Source organism: Paenibacillus sp. FSL R7-0297 (assembly GCF_038009025.1).
GTDB lineage: Bacteria > Bacillota > Bacilli > Paenibacillales > Paenibacillaceae > Paenibacillus_AQ.
Window position 1 is genome coordinate 446,514 of record NZ_JBBPAQ010000001.1, and the last position, 22,113, is coordinate 468,626.

General features: G+C 53.3%; 22 protein-coding genes. 6 read left to right on the forward strand and 16 right to left on the reverse strand.

The annotated features are described in order from the left end of the window. Positions 1 to 20: 20 nt before the first annotated feature. Positions 21 to 1,610, forward strand: a complete 1,590-nt coding sequence (locus MKZ24_RS01885) for a methyl-accepting chemotaxis protein (RefSeq protein ID WP_340781131.1) — start codon at positions 21 to 23, stop codon at positions 1,608 to 1,610. Between the two features lie 162 nt (positions 1,611 to 1,772). On the opposite strand, the gene MKZ24_RS01890 is transcribed toward MKZ24_RS01885, so the two are convergent. The 3 genes from MKZ24_RS01890 to MKZ24_RS01900 all read right to left on the reverse strand — a co-directional run bounded on the left by MKZ24_RS01890 (position 1,773) and on the right by MKZ24_RS01900 (position 3,344). Next, positions 1,773 to 2,273 carry an AAA family ATPase gene (locus tag MKZ24_RS01890; protein WP_042232218.1) on the reverse strand — a complete coding sequence of 167 codons (501 nt, stop codon included), beginning with the start codon at positions 2,271 to 2,273 and terminating at the stop codon, positions 1,773 to 1,775. A gap of 294 nt (positions 2,274 to 2,567) precedes the next feature. Beyond that, complete coding sequence (locus MKZ24_RS01895) at positions 2,568 to 2,858, reverse strand: nucleoside deaminase (RefSeq protein WP_340781132.1); 291 nt, start codon at positions 2,856 to 2,858, stop codon at positions 2,568 to 2,570. 33 nt (positions 2,859 to 2,891) lie between these two features. After that, positions 2,892 to 3,344, reverse strand: a complete 453-nt coding sequence (locus MKZ24_RS01900) for a hypothetical protein (RefSeq protein WP_340781133.1) — start codon at positions 3,342 to 3,344, stop codon at positions 2,892 to 2,894. A 553-nt stretch (positions 3,345 to 3,897) separates the two neighbouring features. Between MKZ24_RS01900 and MKZ24_RS01905 the strand changes: the two genes are divergently transcribed. Continuing rightward, positions 3,898 to 4,185, forward strand: coding sequence for a hypothetical protein (locus MKZ24_RS01905; RefSeq protein ID WP_340781134.1), 288 nt, complete (start codon positions 3,898 to 3,900; stop codon positions 4,183 to 4,185). Between the two features lie 658 nt (positions 4,186 to 4,843). On the opposite strand, the gene MKZ24_RS01910 is transcribed toward MKZ24_RS01905, so the two are convergent. The 7 genes from MKZ24_RS01910 to MKZ24_RS01940 all read right to left on the reverse strand — a co-directional run bounded on the left by MKZ24_RS01910 (position 4,844) and on the right by MKZ24_RS01940 (position 10,858). Beyond that, a complete protein-coding gene (locus MKZ24_RS01910) occupies positions 4,844 to 5,308 on the reverse strand; it encodes a DUF420 domain-containing protein (RefSeq protein ID WP_042133229.1) in 465 nt (154 codons plus the stop codon). 18 nt (positions 5,309 to 5,326) lie between these two features. Next, positions 5,327 to 6,253 carry a cytochrome c oxidase assembly factor CtaG gene (gene ctaG / locus MKZ24_RS01915; RefSeq protein ID WP_042241419.1) on the reverse strand — a complete coding sequence of 309 codons (927 nt, stop codon included), beginning with the start codon at positions 6,251 to 6,253 and terminating at the stop codon, positions 5,327 to 5,329. A 27-nt stretch (positions 6,254 to 6,280) separates the two neighbouring features. Then, positions 6,281 to 6,604 carry a cytochrome C oxidase subunit IV family protein gene (locus MKZ24_RS01920; protein WP_042232209.1) on the reverse strand — a complete coding sequence of 108 codons (324 nt, stop codon included), beginning with the start codon at positions 6,602 to 6,604 and terminating at the stop codon, positions 6,281 to 6,283. Positions 6,605 to 6,608: 4 nt separating this feature from the next. Beyond that, positions 6,609 to 7,235 carry a cytochrome (ubi)quinol oxidase subunit III gene (locus MKZ24_RS01925; protein WP_042232206.1) on the reverse strand — a complete coding sequence of 209 codons (627 nt, stop codon included), beginning with the start codon at positions 7,233 to 7,235 and terminating at the stop codon, positions 6,609 to 6,611. Between the two features lie 6 nt (positions 7,236 to 7,241). Beyond that, positions 7,242 to 9,080 (reverse strand): cytochrome c oxidase subunit I, encoded by a 1,839-nt coding sequence (gene ctaD, locus MKZ24_RS01930; RefSeq protein ID WP_042241416.1) that lies wholly within the window; start codon positions 9,078 to 9,080, stop codon positions 7,242 to 7,244. A gap of 137 nt (positions 9,081 to 9,217) precedes the next feature. Further along, entirely contained in the window at positions 9,218 to 10,267 is a 1,050-nt protein-coding gene (gene coxB, locus MKZ24_RS01935) for a cytochrome c oxidase subunit II (RefSeq protein ID WP_039306711.1), read from the reverse strand. Positions 10,268 to 10,669: 402 nt separating this feature from the next. Continuing rightward, entirely contained in the window at positions 10,670 to 10,858 is a 189-nt protein-coding gene (locus tag MKZ24_RS01940; RefSeq protein ID WP_019913840.1) for a hypothetical protein, read from the reverse strand. Positions 10,859 to 11,485: 627 nt separating this feature from the next. On the opposite strand from MKZ24_RS01940, the gene MKZ24_RS01945 reads away from it, so the two are divergent. Both MKZ24_RS01945 and MKZ24_RS01950 read left to right on the forward strand, forming a co-directional pair. Continuing rightward, positions 11,486 to 11,824 (forward strand): DUF4870 domain-containing protein, encoded by a 339-nt coding sequence (locus MKZ24_RS01945; protein ID WP_042232203.1) that lies wholly within the window; start codon positions 11,486 to 11,488, stop codon positions 11,822 to 11,824. A gap of 86 nt (positions 11,825 to 11,910) precedes the next feature. After that, the gene (locus MKZ24_RS01950) at positions 11,911 to 12,858 is read left to right on the forward strand and encodes a diacylglycerol/lipid kinase family protein (protein WP_042232200.1); all 948 of its coding nucleotides are present in this window, start codon (positions 11,911 to 11,913) and stop codon (positions 12,856 to 12,858) included. 615 nt (positions 12,859 to 13,473) lie between these two features. Here the strand turns inward: MKZ24_RS01950 and MKZ24_RS01955 are convergent. The 4 genes from MKZ24_RS01955 to MKZ24_RS01970 are packed head-to-tail and all read right to left on the reverse strand — an operon-like array spanning position 13,474 to position 16,095. Next, entirely contained in the window at positions 13,474 to 14,049 is a 576-nt protein-coding gene (locus MKZ24_RS01955) for a xanthine phosphoribosyltransferase (RefSeq protein ID WP_042232198.1), read from the reverse strand. Positions 14,050 to 14,091: 42 nt separating this feature from the next. Next, positions 14,092 to 14,397, reverse strand: coding sequence for a hypothetical protein (locus MKZ24_RS01960; RefSeq protein ID WP_042133213.1), 306 nt, complete (start codon positions 14,395 to 14,397; stop codon positions 14,092 to 14,094). Positions 14,398 to 14,439: 42 nt separating this feature from the next. Continuing rightward, positions 14,440 to 15,258, reverse strand: coding sequence for a TrmB family transcriptional regulator (locus MKZ24_RS01965; protein WP_042232196.1), 819 nt, complete (start codon positions 15,256 to 15,258; stop codon positions 14,440 to 14,442). Positions 15,259 to 15,294: 36 nt separating this feature from the next. Beyond that, on the reverse strand, positions 15,295 to 16,095 hold the full coding sequence (locus MKZ24_RS01970) for a zinc ribbon domain-containing protein (protein ID WP_042232195.1): 801 nt from the start codon (positions 16,093 to 16,095) through the stop codon (positions 15,295 to 15,297). A gap of 190 nt (positions 16,096 to 16,285) precedes the next feature. Between MKZ24_RS01970 and MKZ24_RS01975 the strand changes: the two genes are divergently transcribed. Then, positions 16,286 to 16,660 carry a hypothetical protein gene (locus MKZ24_RS01975; RefSeq protein ID WP_042232193.1) on the forward strand — a complete coding sequence of 125 codons (375 nt, stop codon included), beginning with the start codon at positions 16,286 to 16,288 and terminating at the stop codon, positions 16,658 to 16,660. 304 nt (positions 16,661 to 16,964) lie between these two features. After that, positions 16,965 to 17,636 (forward strand): GTP pyrophosphokinase, encoded by a 672-nt coding sequence (locus tag MKZ24_RS01980; RefSeq protein WP_042241412.1) that lies wholly within the window; start codon positions 16,965 to 16,967, stop codon positions 17,634 to 17,636. Between the two features lie 75 nt (positions 17,637 to 17,711). Here the strand turns inward: MKZ24_RS01980 and MKZ24_RS01985 are convergent, their stop codons facing one another. Then, positions 17,712 to 18,500, reverse strand: coding sequence for a hypothetical protein (locus tag MKZ24_RS01985; protein WP_052415940.1), 789 nt, complete (start codon positions 18,498 to 18,500; stop codon positions 17,712 to 17,714). 34 nt (positions 18,501 to 18,534) lie between these two features. Next, positions 18,535 to 21,624 (reverse strand): DEAD/DEAH box helicase, encoded by a 3,090-nt coding sequence (locus tag MKZ24_RS01990; RefSeq protein ID WP_042232192.1) that lies wholly within the window; start codon positions 21,622 to 21,624, stop codon positions 18,535 to 18,537. Positions 21,625 to 22,113 lie beyond the last annotated feature (489 nt).

The following is a 22,113-nucleotide window of genomic DNA, read 5'->3' on the forward strand; positions in this document are numbered from 1 at the left end:
GATTACTGGGGGAAACAGGTATGAAATGGTTTTATAATTTAAAAACAAGCGTGAAGTTAATCTCATCCTTTTTGGTGGTCGCTGTCATTTTAGCCTTCGTGGGTCTCTATGGTCTAAACAATCTGGGTTCAATCAATAACAGCCTGGATGATATGTACACGAACAATCTGGTGCCTGTCTCTTCACTCCAAAGTTCGCAGAACAGCTTCTCCGTGATGCGCGGCATTGCCCGTGACCTGTATATTAAAGAAACGGCCGCGGAACGGAAGCAGCGTGTGGAAGACTATGAAACCGAAAAGCAGAATGTACTGGACAGCATCGCAGCCTTCCGTAAAACAAAGCTCAGCGAGGAATCCGTCCAAGCGATCGCACCGTTCGAAACCGCCTGGAACGCCTATGTAAACACTTATGATTCCCTGATCAGCGCCGCCGTTGCCCAGAGGGACGACGAACTGCTGAGCATACTCCGCAGCCCTGCTCTCGCCAATGAAGCGGATGAGCTCAAGCAAATCATCAACGGTCTGATCAGCATCAATATCAAGGAAGCGGATCATGCCAAACAGGACGGAGCTTCCCTGTACAGCTCCTCGCGGACGATTACACTTGCTATCATTGCTGGTGCCGTGCTGCTGTGCATCCTGCTCGGCTATATGATCTCCCGGATCATTTCAAATCCGCTGGCGAAGGTGGTACAGATCCTCTCCAAGGTGGCCGATGGCGACTTACGCAGCCAGGTAGAGATCGACACTAAGGATGAAATCGGCGTACTGGCGTCCAAGGTTAATGAGATGGTCAGCAATCTCCGCAGGACCGTAGGGTCCATCCTGCTGCATTCTCAGAGCCTGTCCGCCGCCGCCGAGGAAATTTCCGCCAGCACACAGGAGGTAGCGAGCGGCAGCACTTCTACCGCGAATGATGCCGGGACGATCAGCGAGTTATTCAAAGAGCTCTCCAGCGCCATCCACTCTGTTGCCCAGAACACCGAACAGGCTTCGGTCATCTCCGATGAGACCGTGGCGATTGCCGAGAATGGCAACAGCATCATTCAGGAATCTATGGAGAGCATGCTGGCCGTCAGCGGGCAGATGTCCCGGCTGGAGGAGGACTCCCAGAAGGTCGGTGATATCATCGATGTCATTGAAGATATCGCCGACCAGACCAATCTGCTCGCTTTGAACGCCGCAATCGAAGCCGCAAGGGCCGGGGAACAGGGACGAGGTTTCGCCGTCGTTGCCGATGAGGTACGAAAGCTTGCCGAACGCAGTGGTGAAGCCACCAAGCAGATAACTGGGATCATCAAGGGGATGCAGCTGAACACGCGCGACAGTGTGAGCGCCGTTCAGGAAAGTGCCGAGTTGTCACAGAAAACCGGTGTCTCTTTCCATAAAATCGTTACGATGGTGAATAATGCCGGACAGAAAATTTCCGAAATCGCCGCAGCCAGTGAAGAACAAGCGGCCCAATCGACCAATGTACTGGCCGCTGTAGAGAATATCTCCGCCACCACTCAGCAGTCGGCTGCAAGCAGCGAAGAGACCGCTTCTTCCGCCCAATCTCTGGCCAGCCTGGCCGAAGAGCTGCAGAGCACTGTCTCCTCCTTCCGCCTGTAGCTTCACCTTTGCTCCAAGCAGCAACATTAGACAGACCTTGAAAGTGAAACAGCGGCAGTTGTGGACAGAAATTCAAGTCCTTGACTGTCGCTGTTTATTTAGCTTCTTCCCCTATCCAAATGTAAGGCAGGCATCGTCTACGACAATCATAGCTCAAGTTTATTATTTCTTCAGACTTAGCTGTTCACGTAATAACATCCAGCTTTCCGTCACGGTTTGATGAGCCGTATCGATCACGATGTGGTCGCGGTCCCAAGCTTCGTAATGTCTGTTCTTAACCTCGTCCCAAGTGGGGAGAGTAAAGCCGGGGATATCTGTTGTACGAGTAGTGACCCGATGCTTGTGTACACATTCGTCTGAGCAGACCACTTCGATTTCGACATACGGAATTTCTAAAGACTCTGCTACATTACGCCAAGCTTGGCGTGTATAGTGAATGGGATTGACCGTGTCTGCGATCACATCCAGACCTAAAATAAGATTCTGCCTCGCTATCTCGTAACAAACGATGTAACCCTCAGGTCCGTCAACCTTGACCCCGGCAACACGCATAGCCTGTTCTACGACATCAACCCGAAGATACGGTGCCCGAAGTTCACTTGCTAAAGCAGATGATAACGCAGACTTGCCGGTGCCCGGCAACCCGCCAAATATATACAGCATATTGATTCCCTCCTGCAAGACAACCTGCTTACATTTTACTGTATATTGCGTCGATTAATATGATTCTAGTAATTTTCGATCAACACTCCGCGTCACATATCAATTCATTATTCCATTCAGCCAACATTCGTCTTTGTCTAATTTCTAAATCAGAGTAGGGAGCAGCCACAATTTCAATGTCATTGAATAAATCATTATAAATCGGTAACGGACTGGTCATTTCTTTGAATTTTTTAAATGCTCCGATATCAGCATCATTTGCTGCCCACACTACCTTTTTAGTCTTGGAGAGAACTATAGTCCCCGTACACATCGGCAGGGCTCACACGTCGTATATAACGTAAGGCCGTTATTCACAACAAATTTCTTGCTTTCAACATCTACTATTTTATGTCCAGCCTTTCTTATAGCGTCAATTTCTGCATGAGATGTTGTATCACAGCTGGAAAAAACTCTATTTCTACCCCGGCTAACAACGGTTCCGTTAGAATCAATAATGACTGCCCCAATAGGGTAAGTCCCTTCTTCTTTTGCTTTTTCCGCCTCTTCGAAGGCAAGCAGAAGGTATTTATAGTGGTTGTCCATTTTCACCCATCCTCAGCTATATTCGTCCTCGTCTTATATCCAAGTTTGAAACGATTTATTGACCATCCTTACATTATTCATTTTTGCCCAACTCTTTAGATCAGAGATACCTTTATCTTCATCCTTTGAATACCTATATGCCATATCCAATGGGACGATCTTCCTCTTATAAGGTAATATCCCGACAACAGGTTTAAAGTAGCCTCTGATCATTATCACTTTAATATCGCTTGAGTTGATTATTCTCCCATTAAGAACAATTTGGTCATCGGATAGGCATAACTCGGTTAGCTTCTTAAAAAACGTTCTATACAATGCGAATAACAGTACAACTAAACCAATAAGAATCGCTGTAACCGAAGCATAAAATACACCTCTCTGATCCCACATTCTCAATACAATAATAGATTGACTCGATATCATAATTATCATCCCTATAATGGTTCCGATTTTTGATGGACTCTTAATTGAATGATTTATTTCCATCAACATCGCCCCCCTGTTCACTAAATATCAACTCTCCTGCCCCCTTAGCGCAACGAAGGTAGCCGTCCCTCTAGACAGGCTGACCTCGCTTTAGGTGAGCTATCGTTTCCTGTTGAATGAGTTTATCTCATCCTATTTTTGGGGGAACCCATATACGAAAAGGATCATACCTATGAACGTAAGAATTGGCACAAAAATGTTATCGAAATCATTTTACCACATTGTCCCAAATTTGCTTTTCTATTTCCGTCAGTTCAATAAACGAATCACTGAATCAATCACGGTTTGAGGTTTGTAAAATATATTTGCCACGATGGCCTTCGCGCCAGCACATTGTATTCGGTTTTTCGCTTACATTTGGCCTGGTGGCCTTCACGCCAGCACATTGTGTTCGGTTTTTCGCTTACATTTAGCCCGGTGGTCTTCACGCCAGCACATTGTGTTCGGGTACGATGGACTTCGCGCCAGCACATTGTCGGTGTTCAGTTTTTCTGTGAAAATACGTCTGGCACTGCGATAAACGCACGGCCTACGCGGCGCACCCAGTCCAATTGTGTTCGGTTTTTCGATTACATTTGGCCTACGCGGCGCACCCAGTCCAATTGTGTTCGGTTTTTCGATTACATTTGGCCTACGCGGCGCACCCAGTCCAATTGTGTTCGGTTTTTCGATTACATTTGGCCTACGCGGTGCACCCAGTCCAATTGTGTTCGGTTTTTCGATTACATTTGGCCTACGCGGTGCACCCAGTCCAATTGTGTTCGGTTTTTCGATTACATTTGGCTTACGTGGCTTACCCAGTCCAATTGTGTTCGGTTTTCCGTTAAAATATGTTAAATAAATGAAAAGACGATGTTCTGTTTTTTAGCCACGCTGCTCATTTTCATGCTGGAGTTGTGCCTTGAAAGACATGTTTGTTTTCGCTTACATTTGCCACGATGGCCTTCGCGCCAGCACATTGTATTCGGTTTTTCGCTTACTTTTGCCACGATGGCCTTCGCGCCAGCACATTGTATTCGGTTTTTCGCTTACATTTAGCCCGGTGGCCTTCGCGCCAGCACATTGTATTCGGTTTTTCGCTTACATTTGGCCTGGTGGCCTTCGCGCCAGCACATTGTATTCGGTTTTTCGCTTACATTTGGTACGATGGACTTCGCGCCAGCACATTGTATTCGGTTTTTCGCTTACATTTGGTACGATGGACTTCGCGCCAGCACATTGTCGGTGTTCAGTTTTTCGCATACTATATGGTCAAATCTGATGAAATGGCAGGTCAATCGGACTGAGATTCTGTTAAGCGTCCGGATATCCGTCATTTGGAGCTCAAATGAACCATATAAGCGCTTCTCAGTCCGATTCATCCCCGTTATAAGGTTTATTGGAGATATAACGTCTTCTCAGTCTGCTTCACTCGCAGGCTTCAGTACAACAAAAAAAAGCCCGTGCACCCGCCCCGCATAAGCGGAACAGCAGATGTACAGGCTTGTCTTCAATTACAGCTAACCGCCCATAATGACTTTCCAGACCGGCAGCGTATGTCCGCCTGGATAGAAGATGTACAGCAGCACATAAACGGCAACACCCGTAATAGCGGTGACAAACCAGATCATAGCCGTCACTCTTCCCCACTTGCGGTGTTTGGCATACTTGGCCTTGAAGCCCAGCGTCAGCGTAGTGATGCCGAATACAGCAGCTACGGTAGCCAGCACAATGTGGAAGATCAGGAAGACATGATACAGCGTCGACAGATCATCCGGTCCGCCCCAGGTCGTATTCCCCACGAATATCGTTCTTGACGAGTACACCAGGAAAAAGAGAATTGCCGCCACAGCAGCTGCAATCATAGTCTTCTTGTGCGCTTCGCGTTTGCCCTGAATGATTTGTCTCCAGCCGATAGCCACCAGCACCGCGCTAATGACGATGAACGATGTACTGATCGTTGGAAACAATGTGAAAATATCCATGATTATCCCCCTCGGCACTTACCAGCCCTTATAGTTCAGACCCTCCTCCGCAAGATCAGAGGCAGGCGCGGACAACTCCGTGTCCTCTTGTCCGTTCTCTTTTTTATACCAATGATAGAACACATAAGCAAGCATCGAGGCAAAAATAAATTCCTGAATGAACTTCATCACGATGCCGCCGACCTGCTGATCTACCTTGGGGGACAGAGATCCGAAGAAGCCGGGTCCGCCAAAAGCCTGCAGCAAAGCAGCCGGACTCTGCGGTACACAGTAGCCCATGGCCATCGCCCAGGTATTGGGGTCACTATACGTAGCATACAGGGGAGAACCGGCAAAAATAATCAGCCCGCAGGCCGGTGTCAGCAGGACCATGTTCAGAAAGATGAACCCTACCTGACCGAGGCCGCCCAGTGCGCGGTATTCCGGCAGGGGATTGATCAGATTCCACCACATGAGCCCTGAAGTCAGGAATAATACGGCGTAGTACAGACGGTGAACCGCGAAATGCAGCATGACATAATCATGAATCGCCGGGATATGGTAGAGCGAGAATAATCCGTTGAAGAGCAGTGCGGCAACGATGGGCTTAGCCAGAAAAGCAAGGCCGCGCAGCGGATTCACCCGGAGCAGCGCACGCCAGCACCAGTCAGGAATCCCCAGCATAATCAGCGGGACTGCGACAAGATAAGACAAGGCCATACTGACCATATGGAACGAAAAAAGGATATGCCCCAGCAGACTGACAGGTCCCCCCTGCGCCAGATAGAGGGCCAGCATTCCGCATAAGAACAGCCCCCTCCGCCAGAAGGGGACTGCAGTACTGCCCTCAAACCGGGAGGCCAGCGGACCGATCAGCACAAAATATCCGGCAGTCAGCAGGAGCATCAGGGCCAGAAACAGCGGACTCCACAGTTCAGTAAAGCTGAAGTATTGTAATCCCGGCATCATCGCAAGCCCTCCCCCCGTACAGTATTAATCCCACCATACCCAGTAGAGCGACATTATAATGCAAGTCCCCGCGATAAAAAATCCGCCCAGCATGAAGATAATCGGCATCATATGCCCTTTGTCCTTCAGATGCATCCAGAAGCCCATCTGCAGGATCACCTGCAGCACAGCCATCACCAGCAGCAGAATAACGGCAAAGGTGGCATTCACCCCTCCGGCAGCCACTGCGGCAAAGGCGATCAGCGTCAGTACAATGGAGAAGACAAAGACTACAATATGCCGCTGCGGTCCTTCCGGGCGGTGCCGGTGCTTCACCGGAGATTCCGGAGAATGCTGCTTCGTCGTCATGGCTTCATCCCACCTTTCCGAGCAGGTATACTACCGTGAAGATAAAGACCCATACCACATCGATGAAATGCCAGTACATCGCCGACACATAAATCTTCGGTGCGGTTACCACCGTCAGCCCCTTATGCAATAACTGGCCGATCAGTACTGATATCCACAGAATACCGAAGGCCACATGGGCACCGTGAAAGCCGACCAGAGTATAAAAAGCCGAGCTGAATGCACTGGTGGTCATTCCGAATTCCTCATGCCTGATGTATACGCTGAATTCGTAAATCTCCAGGACCAGGAAGCATAGTCCGAGCAGGACCGTGACCAGCAGCCAGTTCCGCAGCATAGTGACGCGGCCCCGGTGCATCGCCTGGATCGCGAAGACACTGGTCAGACTGCTGACCAACAGAAGAAAGGTTGCTGCCGCGACCAGCGGAAGATGAAACAGTTCATTCGCAGACGGGCCTTCATTGGTCTGATTGCGCAGCGCCAGGAAGGTTGCGAAGAGGGTGCCAAAAAGCACCGCTTCCCCACCAAGGAACAGCCAGAAGGCCAGCACCTTGTTGCGTCCTTCGAGGGTTGCTTTTTCCGGTTCATGCGGGAGAGTTCCATTGGCTGCTTCAGCATGTGCTGTAGTCATATCCGCTCACCTTCCTTCCAGCTCTTCGGGTTCAATATGCCAGCCCGGATCATCGAACAGCGACCGCATCAGCATGGAACCGAAGGTAATAAGCAGTCCCAGTGCCGTAACGATATAGTTATTGAACAGAAAGCTCATTATACTGCTGCTGAACTCATCACGGCTGAACATGAAGCCCAGTCCCGCTATGAAAATACCGACCGACATCAGGAACGGCAGAATCGTTGCCGAAGGCATATGAATCGAGCCCACCGGTTCGGACGGGGTCATCGCCTTGTGTCCGGCCATTTTTTCCTTCCAGAAGGCATCCAGGCCCCGCACCAGCGGCGTCTGCTTGAAGTTATATTCCGGCGGCGGAGAAGGAATCGTCCATTCAAGTGTCCGCCCGTCTTCCCACGGATCATCGGCTGCATCAGCCGGCCGTCTCGAGGTCAGGAAGATATTCGTGAGGAAGATCAGCATGCCGACCCCCATCAGCATCGCACCAATAGTACTGACCAGGTTAAGCAGATCAAACTGCTGATTCGGCAAATAGGTGAATACACGGCGCTGCATGCCCATCAGTCCCAGGAAATGCTGCACGAAGAACGTCAGGTGGAAGCCGATAATGAACGTCCAGAAGGTCCACTTGCCTAACGTCTCGCTGAGCATCCGCCCGAACATCTTCGGCCACCAGTAGTGAAGTCCGGCAAACAGACCGAGCACCAGACCGCCGACAATAACATAGTGGAAATGCGCCACTACGAAGTAAGTATCATGGAACTGGAAGTCCGCAGGCGCAGAGGCCAGCATGACCCCCGTTACCCCGCCCATGGTGAAGGTCGGGATGAAGCCGGCTGCGAACAGATTAGGGGTGGTGAAGCGTACCTGTCCGCCCCACATGGTGAACAGCCAGTTGAAGATCTTGATCCCGGTCGGAACGGCGATCAGCATGGTGGAGACTGAGAACAACGCATTCGCTACCGGACCGAGGCCGGTGGTGAACATATGATGCGCCCAGACCATGAAGCCCAGGAAGGCGATCAGAATCGTTGCGAACACCATAGAGCTGTACCCGAACAGCCGCTTGCGCGAGAAGGTCGGAATAACCTCAGAGATGACGCCGAAGGCCGGAAGAATCAGAATGTATACTTCGGGATGGCCGAAGATCCAGAAGATATGCTGCCACAGCACCGGATTGCCGCCTCCGGCCACATTGAAGAAGTTGGCATCCAGTATCCGGTCGAAAGTTAGCAGGACAAGGCCTACAGTAATAGCAGGGAAAGCGAATAGAATAATAGCTGAAGTAATAAAAGTAGTCCAGGCGAACATCGGCATCCGCATGAAGGACATCCCCGGTGCGCGCATCGTGATGATGGTGGCCAGGAAGTTAATGCCGCCAATCAGTGTGCCAAGGCCCGCAATCTGCAGCCCGATGGTATAAAAGTCCACCCCGTGCGTGGGGCTGTAGCCCGTGCTGGAGAGCGGGGTATATGCGGTCCAGCCCGCATCAGGCGCACCGCCCATTACCCAGCTGAGGTTGAGCAGAATACCGCCGAACAGGAAGGTCCAGAATCCGAGCGCATTGAGAAAAGGAAAGGCTACGTCACGCGCACCGATCTGCAGCGGTATGACTGCATTCATCAGTGCGAAGATGACAGGCATAACGCCAAGAAAGATCATCGTTGTGCCATGCATGGTAATCAGTTCGTTGAAGGTCTGGGCATCGAGAAAGGTATTCATCGGCTTAATCAGCTGAATACGGATCAGAATCGCTTCCAATCCGCCGATGCCGAAGAAGATGCCTCCAGCCCACAGGTAGAGAATCGCGATCTTCTTATGATCGACGGTGGTGATCCAGTCCATTAGCCCGGTATGCCGTTTAACGCTGTGGCCATGCTTCAAGGGCTGGGAGGGATGCAAGGATTGCGCTGCTTCGGCCAAGGTACGTACCCCCTTTTTCAAATATGCTGCTTCCGCTTCGGGCTATAGGCTATCCGGCTTCAGTCCAGCGTGTAACCGGCCAGAAACTCGGCAATTCCGTCGATCTCTTCATCGCTTAAGCCCAGATCCTTGGGATCCGGCATCTTGTTGCCCGGCTTCACGCTCTGGGGATCATGCAGCCACGTCTTCAGATTCTCTTCTACCGGTGCCCCGTCCACGCGCGTGTCGTCATTAAGCAGAATGCCGGCCACCGATTCGCGGGAGCCAATTCCGGTCAGATTGGGAGCCTGGGAAAGATCCTGCATACTTCCAGTCGCATGGCAGGTGAGGCACTGGGATTTGAAGGTCTCCGCGAGCGCCGGATCATCCGGCAACACAGAATCAGGAGCCTTCATCGAAGCTAACCACTCCTCAAAGGCCGTACTACTGACTGATTTCACCTTAAACTCCATGAAGCCGTGGGAAGGCCCGCATAGCTCCGCACATTTGCCGCGGTAAACGCCTTCATTCGGCGCACTGAAGCTGAAGCGGTTGACCGTTCCGTCGGGGTTGGTGTCCATTTTTCCGGAGAGCGAAGGTACCCAGAAGGAGTGCAGGACATCCTTGGTGCTTAGCTCAAAAGCGATATCCTTACCGGCTGGAATCACCAGATCCTGTGCTGTTGTCACCCCGTAATCCGTATATTCAAACTCCCACCAGTATTGATGGCCGGTCACTTTGACCTTAATGGCATCCTTATCATCCGAATGATCATTGCCGGCAGCGAACACCGCCTTCACTGTAGGAACCGCCAGTACAACTACAAGAATAAGCGGGATGACCGTCCACAGCACTTCGAGCTTGAAGCTGCCTTCCACCTGCTTGGGAATCTCGTTCTGATCCGGTTTCCGGCGGAAACGGATCCATACATAAGCTGCAATAGAGAAGACGACCAAAAGCACCACGATCATGATTGAGATCGACAGCTTCATCAGTGCAAACGAGCTTTCTGCTGCGGGTCCCTGCGGTCTGAGTACCGACAAGTCTTCCCGCCCGCATCCGGCAAGAATGAGTCCAAGCGCTGCGGTCATGGGAAGAAGCCGCTTTCCAGCCTGCCACGTTTTCATCATTGATCTACCCCGCTTTTCCCGAATTCGTAGATTAGAGTATTTTCCTGTCAATTATAACAATCACTATTAATATAAGTTCGCCCCACTGTTTTGTCAATCGTTCACAACAATTTCACATAATCATTTCGAAAAAGAAAAAAGCTTGTCTTTATTGATTTTAAAAGCGCTTTCAAAATAAGTCGAAAACTGTTAAACTACTTTTAAAGCGCATTCATATGTATTTGTGTCTATTAATTCATTTGACTAATGATATGGCTCTGTATCCGGTAAACCGGGCATACAAAAAAAACCGATTCCAGCGGCAAACAGGCTGCCCGGGCACGGTTTATGAGAATCCTCATGGATGTTATAGCGCAAAATGTTGTCATCAAAAAGCAGAAGCAGAACAATTCTATCTGTTGTTTAAGAAACGGACGAATTCATTCTTACCAGTTCATGCTCCACAACCATGGTCAGCTCTTCTTCATAGCCTCCCGTGATCCGATACTTCCGGACGTACTCCTTCACAAATTTCTTGGGATCTTTGGGCCGGAAAATGCGTGTCATTTCCCGTAGACTTTCCTTGACTTCGTTATGACCTTTACTTGCCATGATCAGTTCCCTCCCAAAACATTGAAAATGAATGCTCCGTTGTAGAGAATGCATGATGAAAAGTCCGCCGTAACCTTGAAATGCAAGTTAAGAAACCATTACACATACGTGGCTTGCATTATCCGCCTTGACCATCCTTCCGGTATTCCGGAAATCCGCCTTGCCGGTGAAGCAGGTTCGTCGTGATTTGGGCTGAGAGTAAGGATGTCTCAGAGTAAAGACACCTTGACACTTTAGTTACCCGAAGAGCCACTTGCTGAATCACTCCTTTCGGGCTTTATCGTTATATTGTATCATATTCCAGTCCAAGTTCCACCTTTCCTTGTAAAATATGCGAATGGAAATTTTTTATACTTCTTTAGCTTCCACGTTAAGTAAGATCCTCATTTTCCGCTACAACCACTACTCCTAACCTGACCTCAACCGCGCCTCCCGCTCTCTCTGGCTAAAATTTATTGTATGTCTACCGCCAGCAGCGGGAACCTAATATTAGTCTACCCAATGCTGCAGAAAATATTGGACATATCCCCAGTGCAGTTCATACTTTAACGTGATTCTTCATAGGCTTGAAGGGAAGAAGGTTGATTATCCGTACCTTTCTTCTCCAAACCAAGGAGAGTGAGCCCTTTGTCCCCTTTCAGATCTTCCACCGGATTGCCCGATAATATTGCCGCCGCCTTGTGTTACTTCTTCCCGTTCATTGGTGCCATTGTGTTCCTCGCGCTGGAGAAGCGCAGCCGGTTCGTCCTGTTCCACTCGCTGCAATCCCTGATTGCCTTCGGAGCGCTGATGGTAGCCCATGTACTGAGCGGCTTCATCCCTTTTCTCGGTCCTGTCGCGGCCGCCCTTCTCTCCCTGCTGGGCTTTGCCGTATGGCTGCTGATGATCTACCACGCACTGGGCGGAAGATGGTATAGGCTGCCCTGGGCAGGAGCAATCGCCGAGAGTCAGCTGCGGCAGCTGTAACCGGTAAAAAAGATTCCCTTTTGCCTGTCCTCTCCGTACAATGGAATCAGGACATACAGGAAACATTACAGGCTGGGGGAACATCCATGTATTTATTGATCATAAATTCCCGCTCGGGCGGCGGAGCGGGGCGGCGGACTTGGCATACCGTTGAAGCCATGCTCAAGGTGCGCGCCATTCCGCATGAAGCGCTGTTCACTCAAAGCGCAGACAGCGCGGAGAATCAGGTGCTGCACGCCCTTGCCCGCCGCGAGGACTGGCGCGCCGCCATCGTTATCGGCGGAGACGGCACGATCCACAGCGTGCTAGGCGCACTGCGGCGCAGAGGGGTGCCGCTCGGCGTAATCCCCGCGGGCTCCGGCAACGACACCGCGCGGGGATTCGGCATCCCGCTCACCCCGGAGGCCGCGCTGGATAACGCGCTGCAGGACCGCTGCCTCGAAGCTGATCTGCTCTCGGGCGCGGATGGGCTCACCCTGACCGCCGTAGCCAGCGGCTTCGATGCCCAGGTAGCCGTCAATGTGAACAACAGCCGCTACAAACGGCTGTGCAATGCCATCGGCGCCGGCCGCCTGGCTTATATCATCGGCATTCTGCATACGCTGATTACCTTCAAGTCCTGCCGGGTCAGCGTGACCTGCGACGGCAGGGAGCAGACCTTCGACCGGGCGTGGCTGGTCTCGGTCTGCAACCTGCCCAGCTACGGCGGCGGGCTGCTGATCTGCCCGCAGGCGGAGTCAGGCGACGGCCTGCTCGACGTCTGCGTTGTCCACGGGATCAGCCGCGGGCAGTTGCTGCGGCTGTTCCCGACGGTGGTGAAGGGCAAGCACGTTGCGTTGCCCTACGTCACCATGCTGCGCGGACGCAGCGTAGCCGTCCACTTCGCGCAGCCGCGCCATGCCATCGGCGACGGCGAGGCCCTCGGCACCGCGCCGCTGGCCGTGCGCTGCGAGCCGGGGGCACTGCGCGTGCTCTCGCCGCTGGCGGCGGCCGGCGCGCAGGGCGCAGCCGGGCCGTGCCACGCGAGCGGCTAGGCGGGGCTCGTGCCGCTGCGGCTGTGGGAAGCATGGCGCAGCCGGTTAAGCTAACGGCTGCGCCGGCAAAAGCGGCTGCCTGTGGTCTCAATGCTTGCAGCCGGTACCGTCCACAGTCGCAGCAGCCAACGCACCCTTTACTGCTTAAGGCTGCTTCCACCAACGACGTTCCGGCGATCTAGCCATTATCTAACCACTATGTACCCCCTTGCGGACTGAGAGGACCTTATTCTCTCCGGCAAGGGGGTTTTTAGTTGACTTGCGGACTGAGATTCCGCTATCCCTCACAAATGGATCAATATGATACCCCAAATGACCAAATAAGCGCACTGGAGTCCGCTTCGCCTAACCGAAGCACAGGAGGCGTAGGGCTGGCCGCACGCAGTAGGCGTCCAGCCGCGAGCGCTTCTGCTTTTAGTCGGGGCTGCAGCTAGCACCCCACCCCCTGCAGCTTCAGCCGCGCTATTTGCGCTCTGCCTATAAGCACAAACAGGCACTCCCCCTCAGCTGCACTACCTATGCCCGCCTTCAAACACAAACAGGCAGGCCCCCGATTCCTTCCGGGGGCCTGCCTGTTATTTACGTCTGCCGCAAAAGTCCACTCGGCAGTATTCCTTATTCCTCCACGAAGCCAACAACGCCGTCATCCAGCGAAGCGATCCGCACCAGCGACTCCACGCGGTACCCGGCTTCCTTCAGCAGGCGGCTGCCGGGCTGGAAAGCTTTTTCGATCACAATCCCAATCCCGGCAACGCTGCCGCCCGCCTGTTCAACGATCCGTGCCAGCCCGAAGGCCGCTTCACCATTCGCCAGGAAATCATCGACGATCAGCACGCGCTCACCGGGTGCGATGAACTTTCGGGAGACGGTAATTTCATTAGTTTCCTTCTTCGTGAAGGAGTAGACCTTCTCCACATAAATATCTTCCGTCAGCGTCAGCGACTTCTGCTTGCGGGCAAAAATCATCGGGACCTCAAGCTCCAGCGCCGTCATAATGCCGGGAGCAATCCCCGAGGATTCGATAGTCAGCACCTTAGTGATTCCTTCCCCGGCGAAACGGCGGGTAAACTCGCGTCCTACTTCACGCATCAGGAAAGGGTCCATCTGGTGATTCAGAAAAGAATCAACCTTGAGCACACCAGGGCCGAGAACAATACCTTCGTTAATGACCTTTTGTCTCAATAACTCCATCCGTGCTCCTCCTCTATCCTCAAATGGACCCTGCTTCGTCTGCTACAGCCCCGTAGGTTTCTGGGGCAGCAGGTTACCGACAATCGACTTCAGCTCGTTATCCTGCTTGCTGTTCTTTTTGCCGTTGTCAAAGCTCGTAATCCGAATCTCTGAATACTTCTCTCCAGGTGCTACAGGTTTGAACACTAACTTCTCCCGGTCCTCAAGCCGGACATTAAAATTCATGTCCTTGAACATGCCGATTAAATCCTGCTCTCCCGGGGTCTTCCCTTCGTCCAAAAACAGCAATCCGCGTAACGGCTTCACGCCTTCCGAATGCTGCACATCAAAATGAACAATACACTCCACGCTTGTCACCTCCCTAGCTTAGTACCCTCTGCATCTCAGGAGCTACTCCGCCTGTTCTTCCCCGGCTTCATCCTGGTCATGCAATACATATTTGCTGTAAATCCGGCCATAGCGTTCCCCGTACCGCTTCTGCAGCTGAGGTCCCATATCTTCTTCAAGCTCGAACAATACCATTTCCTGTGTAAAATGATTCAGCAGCAGCTCCACGAGCACCGGGTGCTCGGTAACCACCGCCTGCGCAGTTCCGTCCTCATAACGCATGCCCAGCATACACCAGGAACGGTCGATGACAAAAGAAAACTTCCGCCCCCCGCTGCGCTGTGGCTTACCGTCCAGCGGCGGCCATATCGGGTATGGCGCAGAGGCCGCGTTGCCGCCGTCAAAAGCCCACAGCAGCTTCACTCCGCGCAGCTCTGCCTGCTCCAGCTCACTGCGCAGCAGCGAGGCTTCCTCCCGCCATACATCAACCACGATCTCCTGAGCCGCGAGATTGAGCTGGCGGATCAGCGCTCCCGTTACGTTGCGGTCACCTTCCACGTTATAAAATGAAGGGCTGACCGGGCCTCCGCGCGGCATTTCACTTTCCATGTAGGCCAGCGACGCCTGTACCCGGCCGGATATCATCGTCGCCAGCTCTTCCGGGTCCAGCACGCTGTAGCGGGCCGGCTCCCCTTCCCCGCAGCGTACGTAGCCTTGCTGAGTCAGGCGCTGAAGCGCCGCATATACATTCGATCTTGATACTCCTAGCTGCTTTGCCACTTCGTAGCCCGAAGCCTGGCCCTTGGTGGCCAGCTCAACCATAATTTTGGATTCCATCTCTGTGAAACCCAAATTGCGCAGATGCAGCAGCAACTGTTCCATCTATGTTGTCCCCCTAAGCTGTCTGTCTAACCCTGTCTAAATTTGCTCCGAACCGCAGCGCGGGCACCACATTGAGCCTTTCGGCAGATCGGCGCGGCAAATCTGGCATTTCACAATATCCCGTGTACCCGATTCGCTGACGGCAGTCTCTTCTGCAGGCTCACTGGCTTTCCAGTCGCGGATCCGGCGGTCCAGCTCCAGCTGGCGCTCACGTTCACGCTCCAGTTCATCGGCCTCACGGCGGCCCCGTTCTGTATCCGGAAGAACCCGTTCATACTCTTCAGGCTCCGGTTCCACTTCAATTTCCGTCAAGGCTTCGGCGTACTGGACAGGCTGTTCAGGTCTCTTAGCGAGTTCCCGCTCCGCTTCTGTCAATTCTTCCTCACCGTAGTACTGATCTTCCTCATCTTCGTGCTCATGTACGGTATGTACCGTAACGGCCTGCGCCGGTTCCTTGCGCAGCACCGGTTCCTTGCGCAGTGGCAGCTCCTCAAGCTTGCGTCCGCAGTGCGGGCAGAAGTTGGCATCCAGTGCTACGATTTGGCCGCAGGCACAGAGCCGTTCATTCTTTAGTTCGGCAATTCTTGAGCGCACGCCCTCAATCTGCTCCTGAAGCTTGTTACAGCCGCGCGCCAGCTCGATCATCTGCCCCTCTGCCACCGACATATCTCTGGAACGATATCCTTCGTAGAAAAGCTTTCCCATTTTCAAAAATTCAAGTTGCATCTCATGTTCGATATCAGAAATTTGCCCGTTCAGCTTGCCTACTTCCACCGAGCTTTGCGCTTTTTCACTCACCCGGCTGGCACCGTCTTTAATGCGTTGCAGAAAATTCATTGTAGTTCCTCCTTCTCCAGAGTGAGAATAGGCTGATTCGCAGCCGCAAAATAACCCCATACATCGTTATCGCTCCGTACAGCAGTGGAAACGTGACTCTATCATACCAAAAGTCCCTGACAGATTCATTATTTGTCGTCAGGTGTTAAATACTACATGACGAACATTATCGAATAATGGAGGGATAACATTGCCTAACGATAACCATAAACGATATTTCGTATCCGTGAATCATGGCCTGATTCAGGATGTGCGTAACGACTCGAACGAATTTGAGGTTCTGCTCTCGGATGAAGAGCTTACCGTGCTCCAGGATCTTCTGAAAGGTCTTGCCGGTGAGGACGACTATGCCTTCCGGCGTGCTTTTGTCCCCTATAAATCAGCCGATCATGATGATGCTGCGGAGCAGTTTGACGATGCCACCATTCATCTGTTCCAGTATTTGCATGACCACGGCACAGACGAAACGCGCCGGCTCATTGATGAAATGAATGTTCTGCAGAGGCTCGGAAATACCGGCTATCAGGATGAAGGGTACGGCGGCGGTTCTCCGACTAACAAGTAGAAACGCCTCTGCCGCCCTAATCTGGAACGTAAAGCCCCGTCCCGCCAGATAGATAGGCCTATAGTGAGCTAATACGCTGCTGCGGGAAGAATGTTTCTCTTCGGCTTCATCCGGCTTTGTTTTGCTTCCGGGGCTGTACTTCGGTTAAAATAGAATCACATAAACTGCAGCGCATTTTATGCGAACGCCGTAGTCATCCGTTCATGGTCTACAGTCACAAATAACGAATACCGGGAGAGTTTCAGTGGAAGAATACGATAGTACACAGGTTACACTACACAAGTTGCAGGTCCATGTGAAGGATATGCAGAAGTGGCAGGTACACGAAGATTTTGCCAAGCAGGTTGAGAATTTCAAAGCTTTGCCGGCGCTTTACCGACATGCTCTGAATGAGCTTGAGAATAAAATTGATGTCATCCGTACAGAGTGGCAGGTACGCGACGGCTTCAGTCCCATTGAGCATGTGAAGTCACGCATTAAGGAACCGAAGAGCATTGTACAGAAGATGGAACGCAAAGGCCATGATTTCACGCTGGAGAATATGGAGCAGCACATTCACGATATTGCAGGTATGCGGATCGTCTGTGCTTTTGTGAAGGATATTTACCGGCTGGTGGATCACCTGTGCGCGCGCGAGGATATCCGCGTGCTGGAAATCAAGGATTACATCGCCCATCCGAAGCCAAATGGCTACCAGAGTCTGCATCTTATCGTCGCCATCCCCCTTGTGCTGCTGGAAGGAACCCGCTGGGTCAAAGCCGAAATTCAGCTCCGTACACTCGCTATGGATTTCTGGGCCAGCATGGAGCATATTCTCTACTATAAATTTGACAAACAGCTACCGCCGCATGTGGCTGAGGAATTAAAAGAGGCTGCACGTGCCGCTGATGAACTGGATCAGAAGATGCTCCGCCTGCGCCGGGAGATCCTCGAACTGTCAGAAGCGGATGGCAAAAGTAATGACCCCTTAGTATAAATATATTTGTATACAATAAAGGCAGTACTTTAACAGCTAGGATGTTAAAGTACTGCCTTTATTGGCGTTGTGCGCTTACAATTTATTCAAGCCAGCCGCACGTTTGGCGGCGGCTTCCGATACCCGGCGCATCAGCAGGGCAAGTCCTTCCCGGGCCTTAGGCGTCTGCGGCAGCAGCGAGCTCCAGTCCTCTTCCGGTTCAATGACATCAGGCATTGCCGGAAATGGCCGGGCAGAGATCTCATGAAACAGCGGCCCCGGCTGATGGAGCGAGCCCTCCGCAGCCGCCTCGGCCAGCCATTCTCCCGAGGACACCGCCGGACCTTTACGTTCCAGCCGGGCCAACTCGGAAGCAAGCGTTACAGGGGGAGGAGCCCCCTCTTCAATAACCCGCTCATTCTCCTGCTCCGCCCAGAGAGCAAACACCCCGGAGAGCAGTTCCTCCTTGGACAGGCCGCGCAGGGCAAAAGCCAGCAGCGGCTCCTTCGTTAGCTGCTGCTTCACCCGAAGCAGCAGCTCCCCGGCGGGCAGCAAGCCTGTGCCTTGTTCATTGGCCGCCTCTTCGAGTTCAGCATCAGCAGGCAGCACCTCAAGGGCAGCAAGCCCGCCTTCCAGGCTGCCCTGGAGCAGCTCATACAATTCACCCGGATGCGCAGAGAGCTGTAGCAGCACCTCATTCTTCCGGGCGGCCGTCCATTCCGGAATATGCAAAGTGAACACCGCGCGCTGCGCTTGTTCCTCTGCAACTGCACCGGGTTTGCCGTTCCGTCTGCCTACACCTTCCGCAGCGGCGGTTCCCAGGCTCCCGGTGGCTTTGATCTTTCCCGGCAGCACCTCCAGCTTCAACTCCAGCAGTTCAATCATGGATGTTCCCCTCTTTCTGCCATACAACTATCATTTACATCCAGTCCTGTCCTTGCAGTTCGATAAGCTCCTTCAGCTCATGGTTGGACATTTCGGTCAACCAATTCTCGCCGGAGCCGACAACCTGCTCGGACAGACTTTTTTTACGTTCAATCAGTTCATCGATCCGTTCCTCCAGCGTTCCCTGGCAGATCAGCTTATGCACCTGAACATTCTTGTGCTGTCCGATCCGGAATGCCCGGTCCGTAGCCTGGTTCTCAACTGCCGGGTTCCACCAGCGGTCGTAATGCAGCACATGATTGGCCCTGGTCAGATTGAGGCCTACGCCCCCGGCTTTGAGGGACAGGACGAAGAATGCAGGACCCTCCCCCTCCTGAAAAGCATGCACCATCTCGTCGCGTTCACGCTTCGGAATGCCGCCATGCAGGAAGAGCGGTGTCTCCCCGTACCTTCTGGCCAGCCGGCTGACGAGCAGCTCGCCCATCGCCACATACTGCGTGAAGATCAGCGCAGACTCCCCAAGCTCGGAGATGCTGTCCAGCACCTCGAACATCACATCCATTTTGCCGGAGGGCTCACTGCGCAGGCTCCGGCCGTCATCCTTGCGGAACAGCTGCGGATGATCACAGATCTGCTTCAGCTTGGTCAGGGAGGACAGCACCAGCCCCCGCCGGGCCATGCCCGACCGCTCACCGATTACGCCAAGCATCTCATCCACAACGCCCTGATACAGGGCTGCCTGCGTTTCTGTTAGCGGACAATACGACTTCAGCTCGATCTTCTCGGGAAGATCCTTCGAAATATCGGGATCACTCTTCAGGCGCCGCAGCAGGAATGGAGATACGAGACGGTGAAGCTCACGCAGCCGTTCCCCGCCTTCGCCAGATACATACCGCTGGCGGAAGGAATGATAGGTTCCGAGATACCCCGGATTCAAGAAATGAAAGATCGACCACAGCTCGCCTAGCCGGTTCTCTACCGGGGTACCGGTCATCGCAATCCGGTGCGGCGCGGTCAGCTTCATGACACTCTGCGCCTGTTTGGTGCGGTGGTTCTTAATATACTGCGCTTCATCCAGCACAACGGTTGACCAGCGCACCCCGGCCAGATCCTCACTGTCCCGGCCTGCCAGATGATACGTAGTCAGTACAATCTCATGGCTGGCGGCAAGCTCGGTGAATCCTTCTCCGCGTACCCGACGGCCGCCATGATGGATATGCACACTAAGCGAAGGTGCAAACCGCTGCAATTCCCGCTGCCAGTTCCCCAGCAGTGAGGTCGGGCAGAGGATAAGCACAGGCTCCCGCTTCTCTCCCGGCGGCGCATTCAGCGCACGGTCCAGCAGGCAGGTGATCACCTGCACGGTTTTGCCAAGCCCCATATCATCGGCCAGACAGACCCCGAAGCCAAGGCCGCTAAGCGCCGTAAGCCATTGATATCCCCGTTCCTGATAAGGCCGCAGGGTACCGTTCAGATCATCCGGCACCGGACGCATGGGCAGCCCGCGCAGCACATCGCCATGCATAAGAGAGGCCAGTAAACCGGAGGTCTCCATGCCCGTGACCGACATGCCCTTCCATAGCCGTTCTTCGCCATCCTCGGCTTCCAGGCGCATCCAGTCTGCTGCCGTCATCTCTCCGCTCTCGTTGCGCTTCATATATCTCAGGACCTGACGGACCTCCTTCGGGTCCACTTCGATCCATTCACCCCGGAAACGTACAAAAGGCACTCCGGCTTCCACCAGCGCATTCAGTTCGTCCTCGCTGATCTCCGAATCGCCCAGGGAAGCTTCGATGCGGAAGGAGATCAGCTCCTCCATGCCCAGCGCTGCTTGTACAGGCCCATCCACTCCGCCCGGCGGCGGCTGCATCTTCATTCTCATCCCGATCCGCCGCCGTCCTTCGCGGCTCCAGCGTGAAGGCATCTGCACCGTAATTCCCCGTTCACGCAGCTGCTGTACACTCTCCTTCAGGAAGAAATACAGCCGCTCCGGAAGCAGCTCCACCCCGCGCGGCGCCGGTTCGGCCAGCGCTCGCTGAATGTCCGGGGAGATCTTGGCTGCCCGCCCCAGCGCAGCAAGCAGCTGCTGCTGAATGTTGCGGTAGCGCTTGCCCCACAGCGTGAATTCCCGTTCCCGGCTGCTCCAGACCGCTTCGGCCGGAATCCAGAATTCACCTTCCTCCCGGCTCTCCGCCCAGAACGTCAGCCGCCACAGCTCACTGTCGGTTGCAGGCGGCTCCAGCCGCAGGCCCAGGCTGAGCTGTCCGCTGCGTGCTTCCTCCGTCTCGAAATGCGGCACCTCGTTGCCTGCCGTCTCACTCACGGCAGCCAGAAGCTCGGTCACTTCAGCCGGAGTCCCCTGAACAGGGATATCCCGGCTGCCGGTCAGCAGACTGTTCCACCACAGCTCAGTAAGCGGCGAGTAACCGCGGCGGTAGTTCGCTTTGAATGGACCCAGTGCGCTCTCGTTGGCCGCGACCACATTCTTGATCTCCGCTGTCATCACAGCCTGCAGGAACGAATAGAGCACATACCCGCCTGCTTCCTCCCGCGAGGACAGATCCCCCTCCTCGGCTACGTGAGTGCCGAGCGCAAGCACCGGCATGGAAGCCGCCATCTGCAGGAAGAATTCCTTATCCGCCTCTTCCCGGAAAGCCGGCGACCAGCATACCGCTGCCGCCTGCTCGCCGCCGCGGCGGCGTGAGCCCACCTTGCGCGGCGGCTGAGCGCCGGGGACAATCCCGCCCTTGCCCATCAGCTCCAGCGCAAACCGGGCCGCAGCCGACCAGTAGCGCAGTTCTCCGCCCGGCTCTATGCCCTGGGCGCGGCTTGCCTGCTCATCCCAGGCAAGGAGCAGCTCAAAAGCGTCCTTGGGCGACAGGGCCAGCCCTTCAAGGGTGCGCCCCGGCATTCCGCGCCGCGCCGTCTTCCCTTCCACGGCGGCGGCAGCAGGATACTTCACTTCCGCCAGCCGCAGCGCAGCACCCGCAAAAGGACGCCAGCCGCTCCGAAATTCCAGCCGTTTAATCACGCGTGTCCACGCGTCCACCTTCGGCTCAGAAGTTTCACCCGAGAAGCAAAATAATACGTCCCCTAACCATATTGCATACAGATGCTTAATCATTGATGATCTCCATTCTTTTAAGCAAACAGAAAGAGCCAGTCCGTCCCAGCGGGAAGACTGTTTCCTTCTCTGCGAGAAATATATTATGAAGCTGTACTAGCAGCAGTAACTGTACAGCCATCCCATTGTGGTTATCACTGCAACTTTTTTCTTCATCCCTTCATCTTATACGAAAAAGTCTACATTTAAAAACTTTTCTGCACGTTTTCTGCAGAAAATCTGCAGATTCTTTTGCAAATCTCCCTCATCCGCAGTTCCGGCAGCATTCCGGAGAGGCCTCTCAGACCCAGTCGCAGCTGCTTGAAGTCCGTATTTATGACTAATTTTAAACAAGCACCCGTTCAATCAACGGTGGTCAGATCAAATAATTCAAAATGTTGTATGTATTACAACTCTTTGATCCCATAATAAGAAGGTTTCCGAAAGGAATGTTGTATTTTATGCAGAAATTTAAGTGCTCTTTTTCCAACTGTTGTTTATCAGCGGGCC

What these genes read in the sequence shown, in the direction of transcription:
- MKZ24_RS01885 (WP_340781131.1), top strand. Translation starts at nt 21, where the DNA reads ATGAAATGGTTTTATAATTTAAAAACAAGCGTGAAGTTAATCTCATCC.
- MKZ24_RS01890 (WP_042232218.1), bottom strand. Translation starts at nt 2,273, where the DNA reads ATGCTGTATATATTTGGCGGGTTGCCGGGCACCGGCAAGTCTGCGTTA.
- MKZ24_RS01895 (WP_340781132.1), bottom strand. Translation starts at nt 2,858, where the DNA reads ATGGACAACCACTATAAATACCTTCTGCTTGCCTTCGAAGAGGCGGAA.
- MKZ24_RS01900 (WP_340781133.1), bottom strand. Translation starts at nt 3,344, where the DNA reads ATGGAAATAAATCATTCAATTAAGAGTCCATCAAAAATCGGAACCATT.
- MKZ24_RS01910 (WP_042133229.1), bottom strand. Translation starts at nt 5,308, where the DNA reads ATGGATATTTTCACATTGTTTCCAACGATCAGTACATCGTTCATCGTC.
- ctaG (WP_042241419.1), bottom strand. Translation starts at nt 6,253, where the DNA reads ATGCCGGGATTACAATACTTCAGCTTTACTGAACTGTGGAGTCCGCTG.
- MKZ24_RS01920 (WP_042232209.1), bottom strand. Translation starts at nt 6,604, where the DNA reads ATGACGACGAAGCAGCATTCTCCGGAATCTCCGGTGAAGCACCGGCAC.
- MKZ24_RS01925 (WP_042232206.1), bottom strand. Translation starts at nt 7,235, where the DNA reads ATGACTACAGCACATGCTGAAGCAGCCAATGGAACTCTCCCGCATGAA.
- ctaD (WP_042241416.1), bottom strand. Translation starts at nt 9,080, where the DNA reads ATGGACTGGATCACCACCGTCGATCATAAGAAGATCGCGATTCTCTAC.
- coxB (WP_039306711.1), bottom strand. Translation starts at nt 10,267, where the DNA reads ATGATGAAAACGTGGCAGGCTGGAAAGCGGCTTCTTCCCATGACCGCA.
- MKZ24_RS01940 (WP_019913840.1), bottom strand. Translation starts at nt 10,858, where the DNA reads ATGGCAAGTAAAGGTCATAACGAAGTCAAGGAAAGTCTACGGGAAATG.
- MKZ24_RS01950 (WP_042232200.1), top strand. Translation starts at nt 11,911, where the DNA reads ATGTATTTATTGATCATAAATTCCCGCTCGGGCGGCGGAGCGGGGCGG.
- MKZ24_RS01955 (WP_042232198.1), bottom strand. Translation starts at nt 14,049, where the DNA reads ATGGAGTTATTGAGACAAAAGGTCATTAACGAAGGTATTGTTCTCGGC.
- MKZ24_RS01965 (WP_042232196.1), bottom strand. Translation starts at nt 15,258, where the DNA reads ATGGAACAGTTGCTGCTGCATCTGCGCAATTTGGGTTTCACAGAGATG.
- MKZ24_RS01970 (WP_042232195.1), bottom strand. Translation starts at nt 16,095, where the DNA reads ATGAATTTTCTGCAACGCATTAAAGACGGTGCCAGCCGGGTGAGTGAA.
- MKZ24_RS01980 (WP_042241412.1), top strand. Translation starts at nt 16,965, where the DNA reads ATGCAGAAGTGGCAGGTACACGAAGATTTTGCCAAGCAGGTTGAGAAT.
- MKZ24_RS01985 (WP_052415940.1), bottom strand. Translation starts at nt 18,500, where the DNA reads ATGATTGAACTGCTGGAGTTGAAGCTGGAGGTGCTGCCGGGAAAGATC.
- MKZ24_RS01990 (WP_042232192.1), bottom strand. Translation starts at nt 21,624, where the DNA reads ATGATTAAGCATCTGTATGCAATATGGTTAGGGGACGTATTATTTTGC.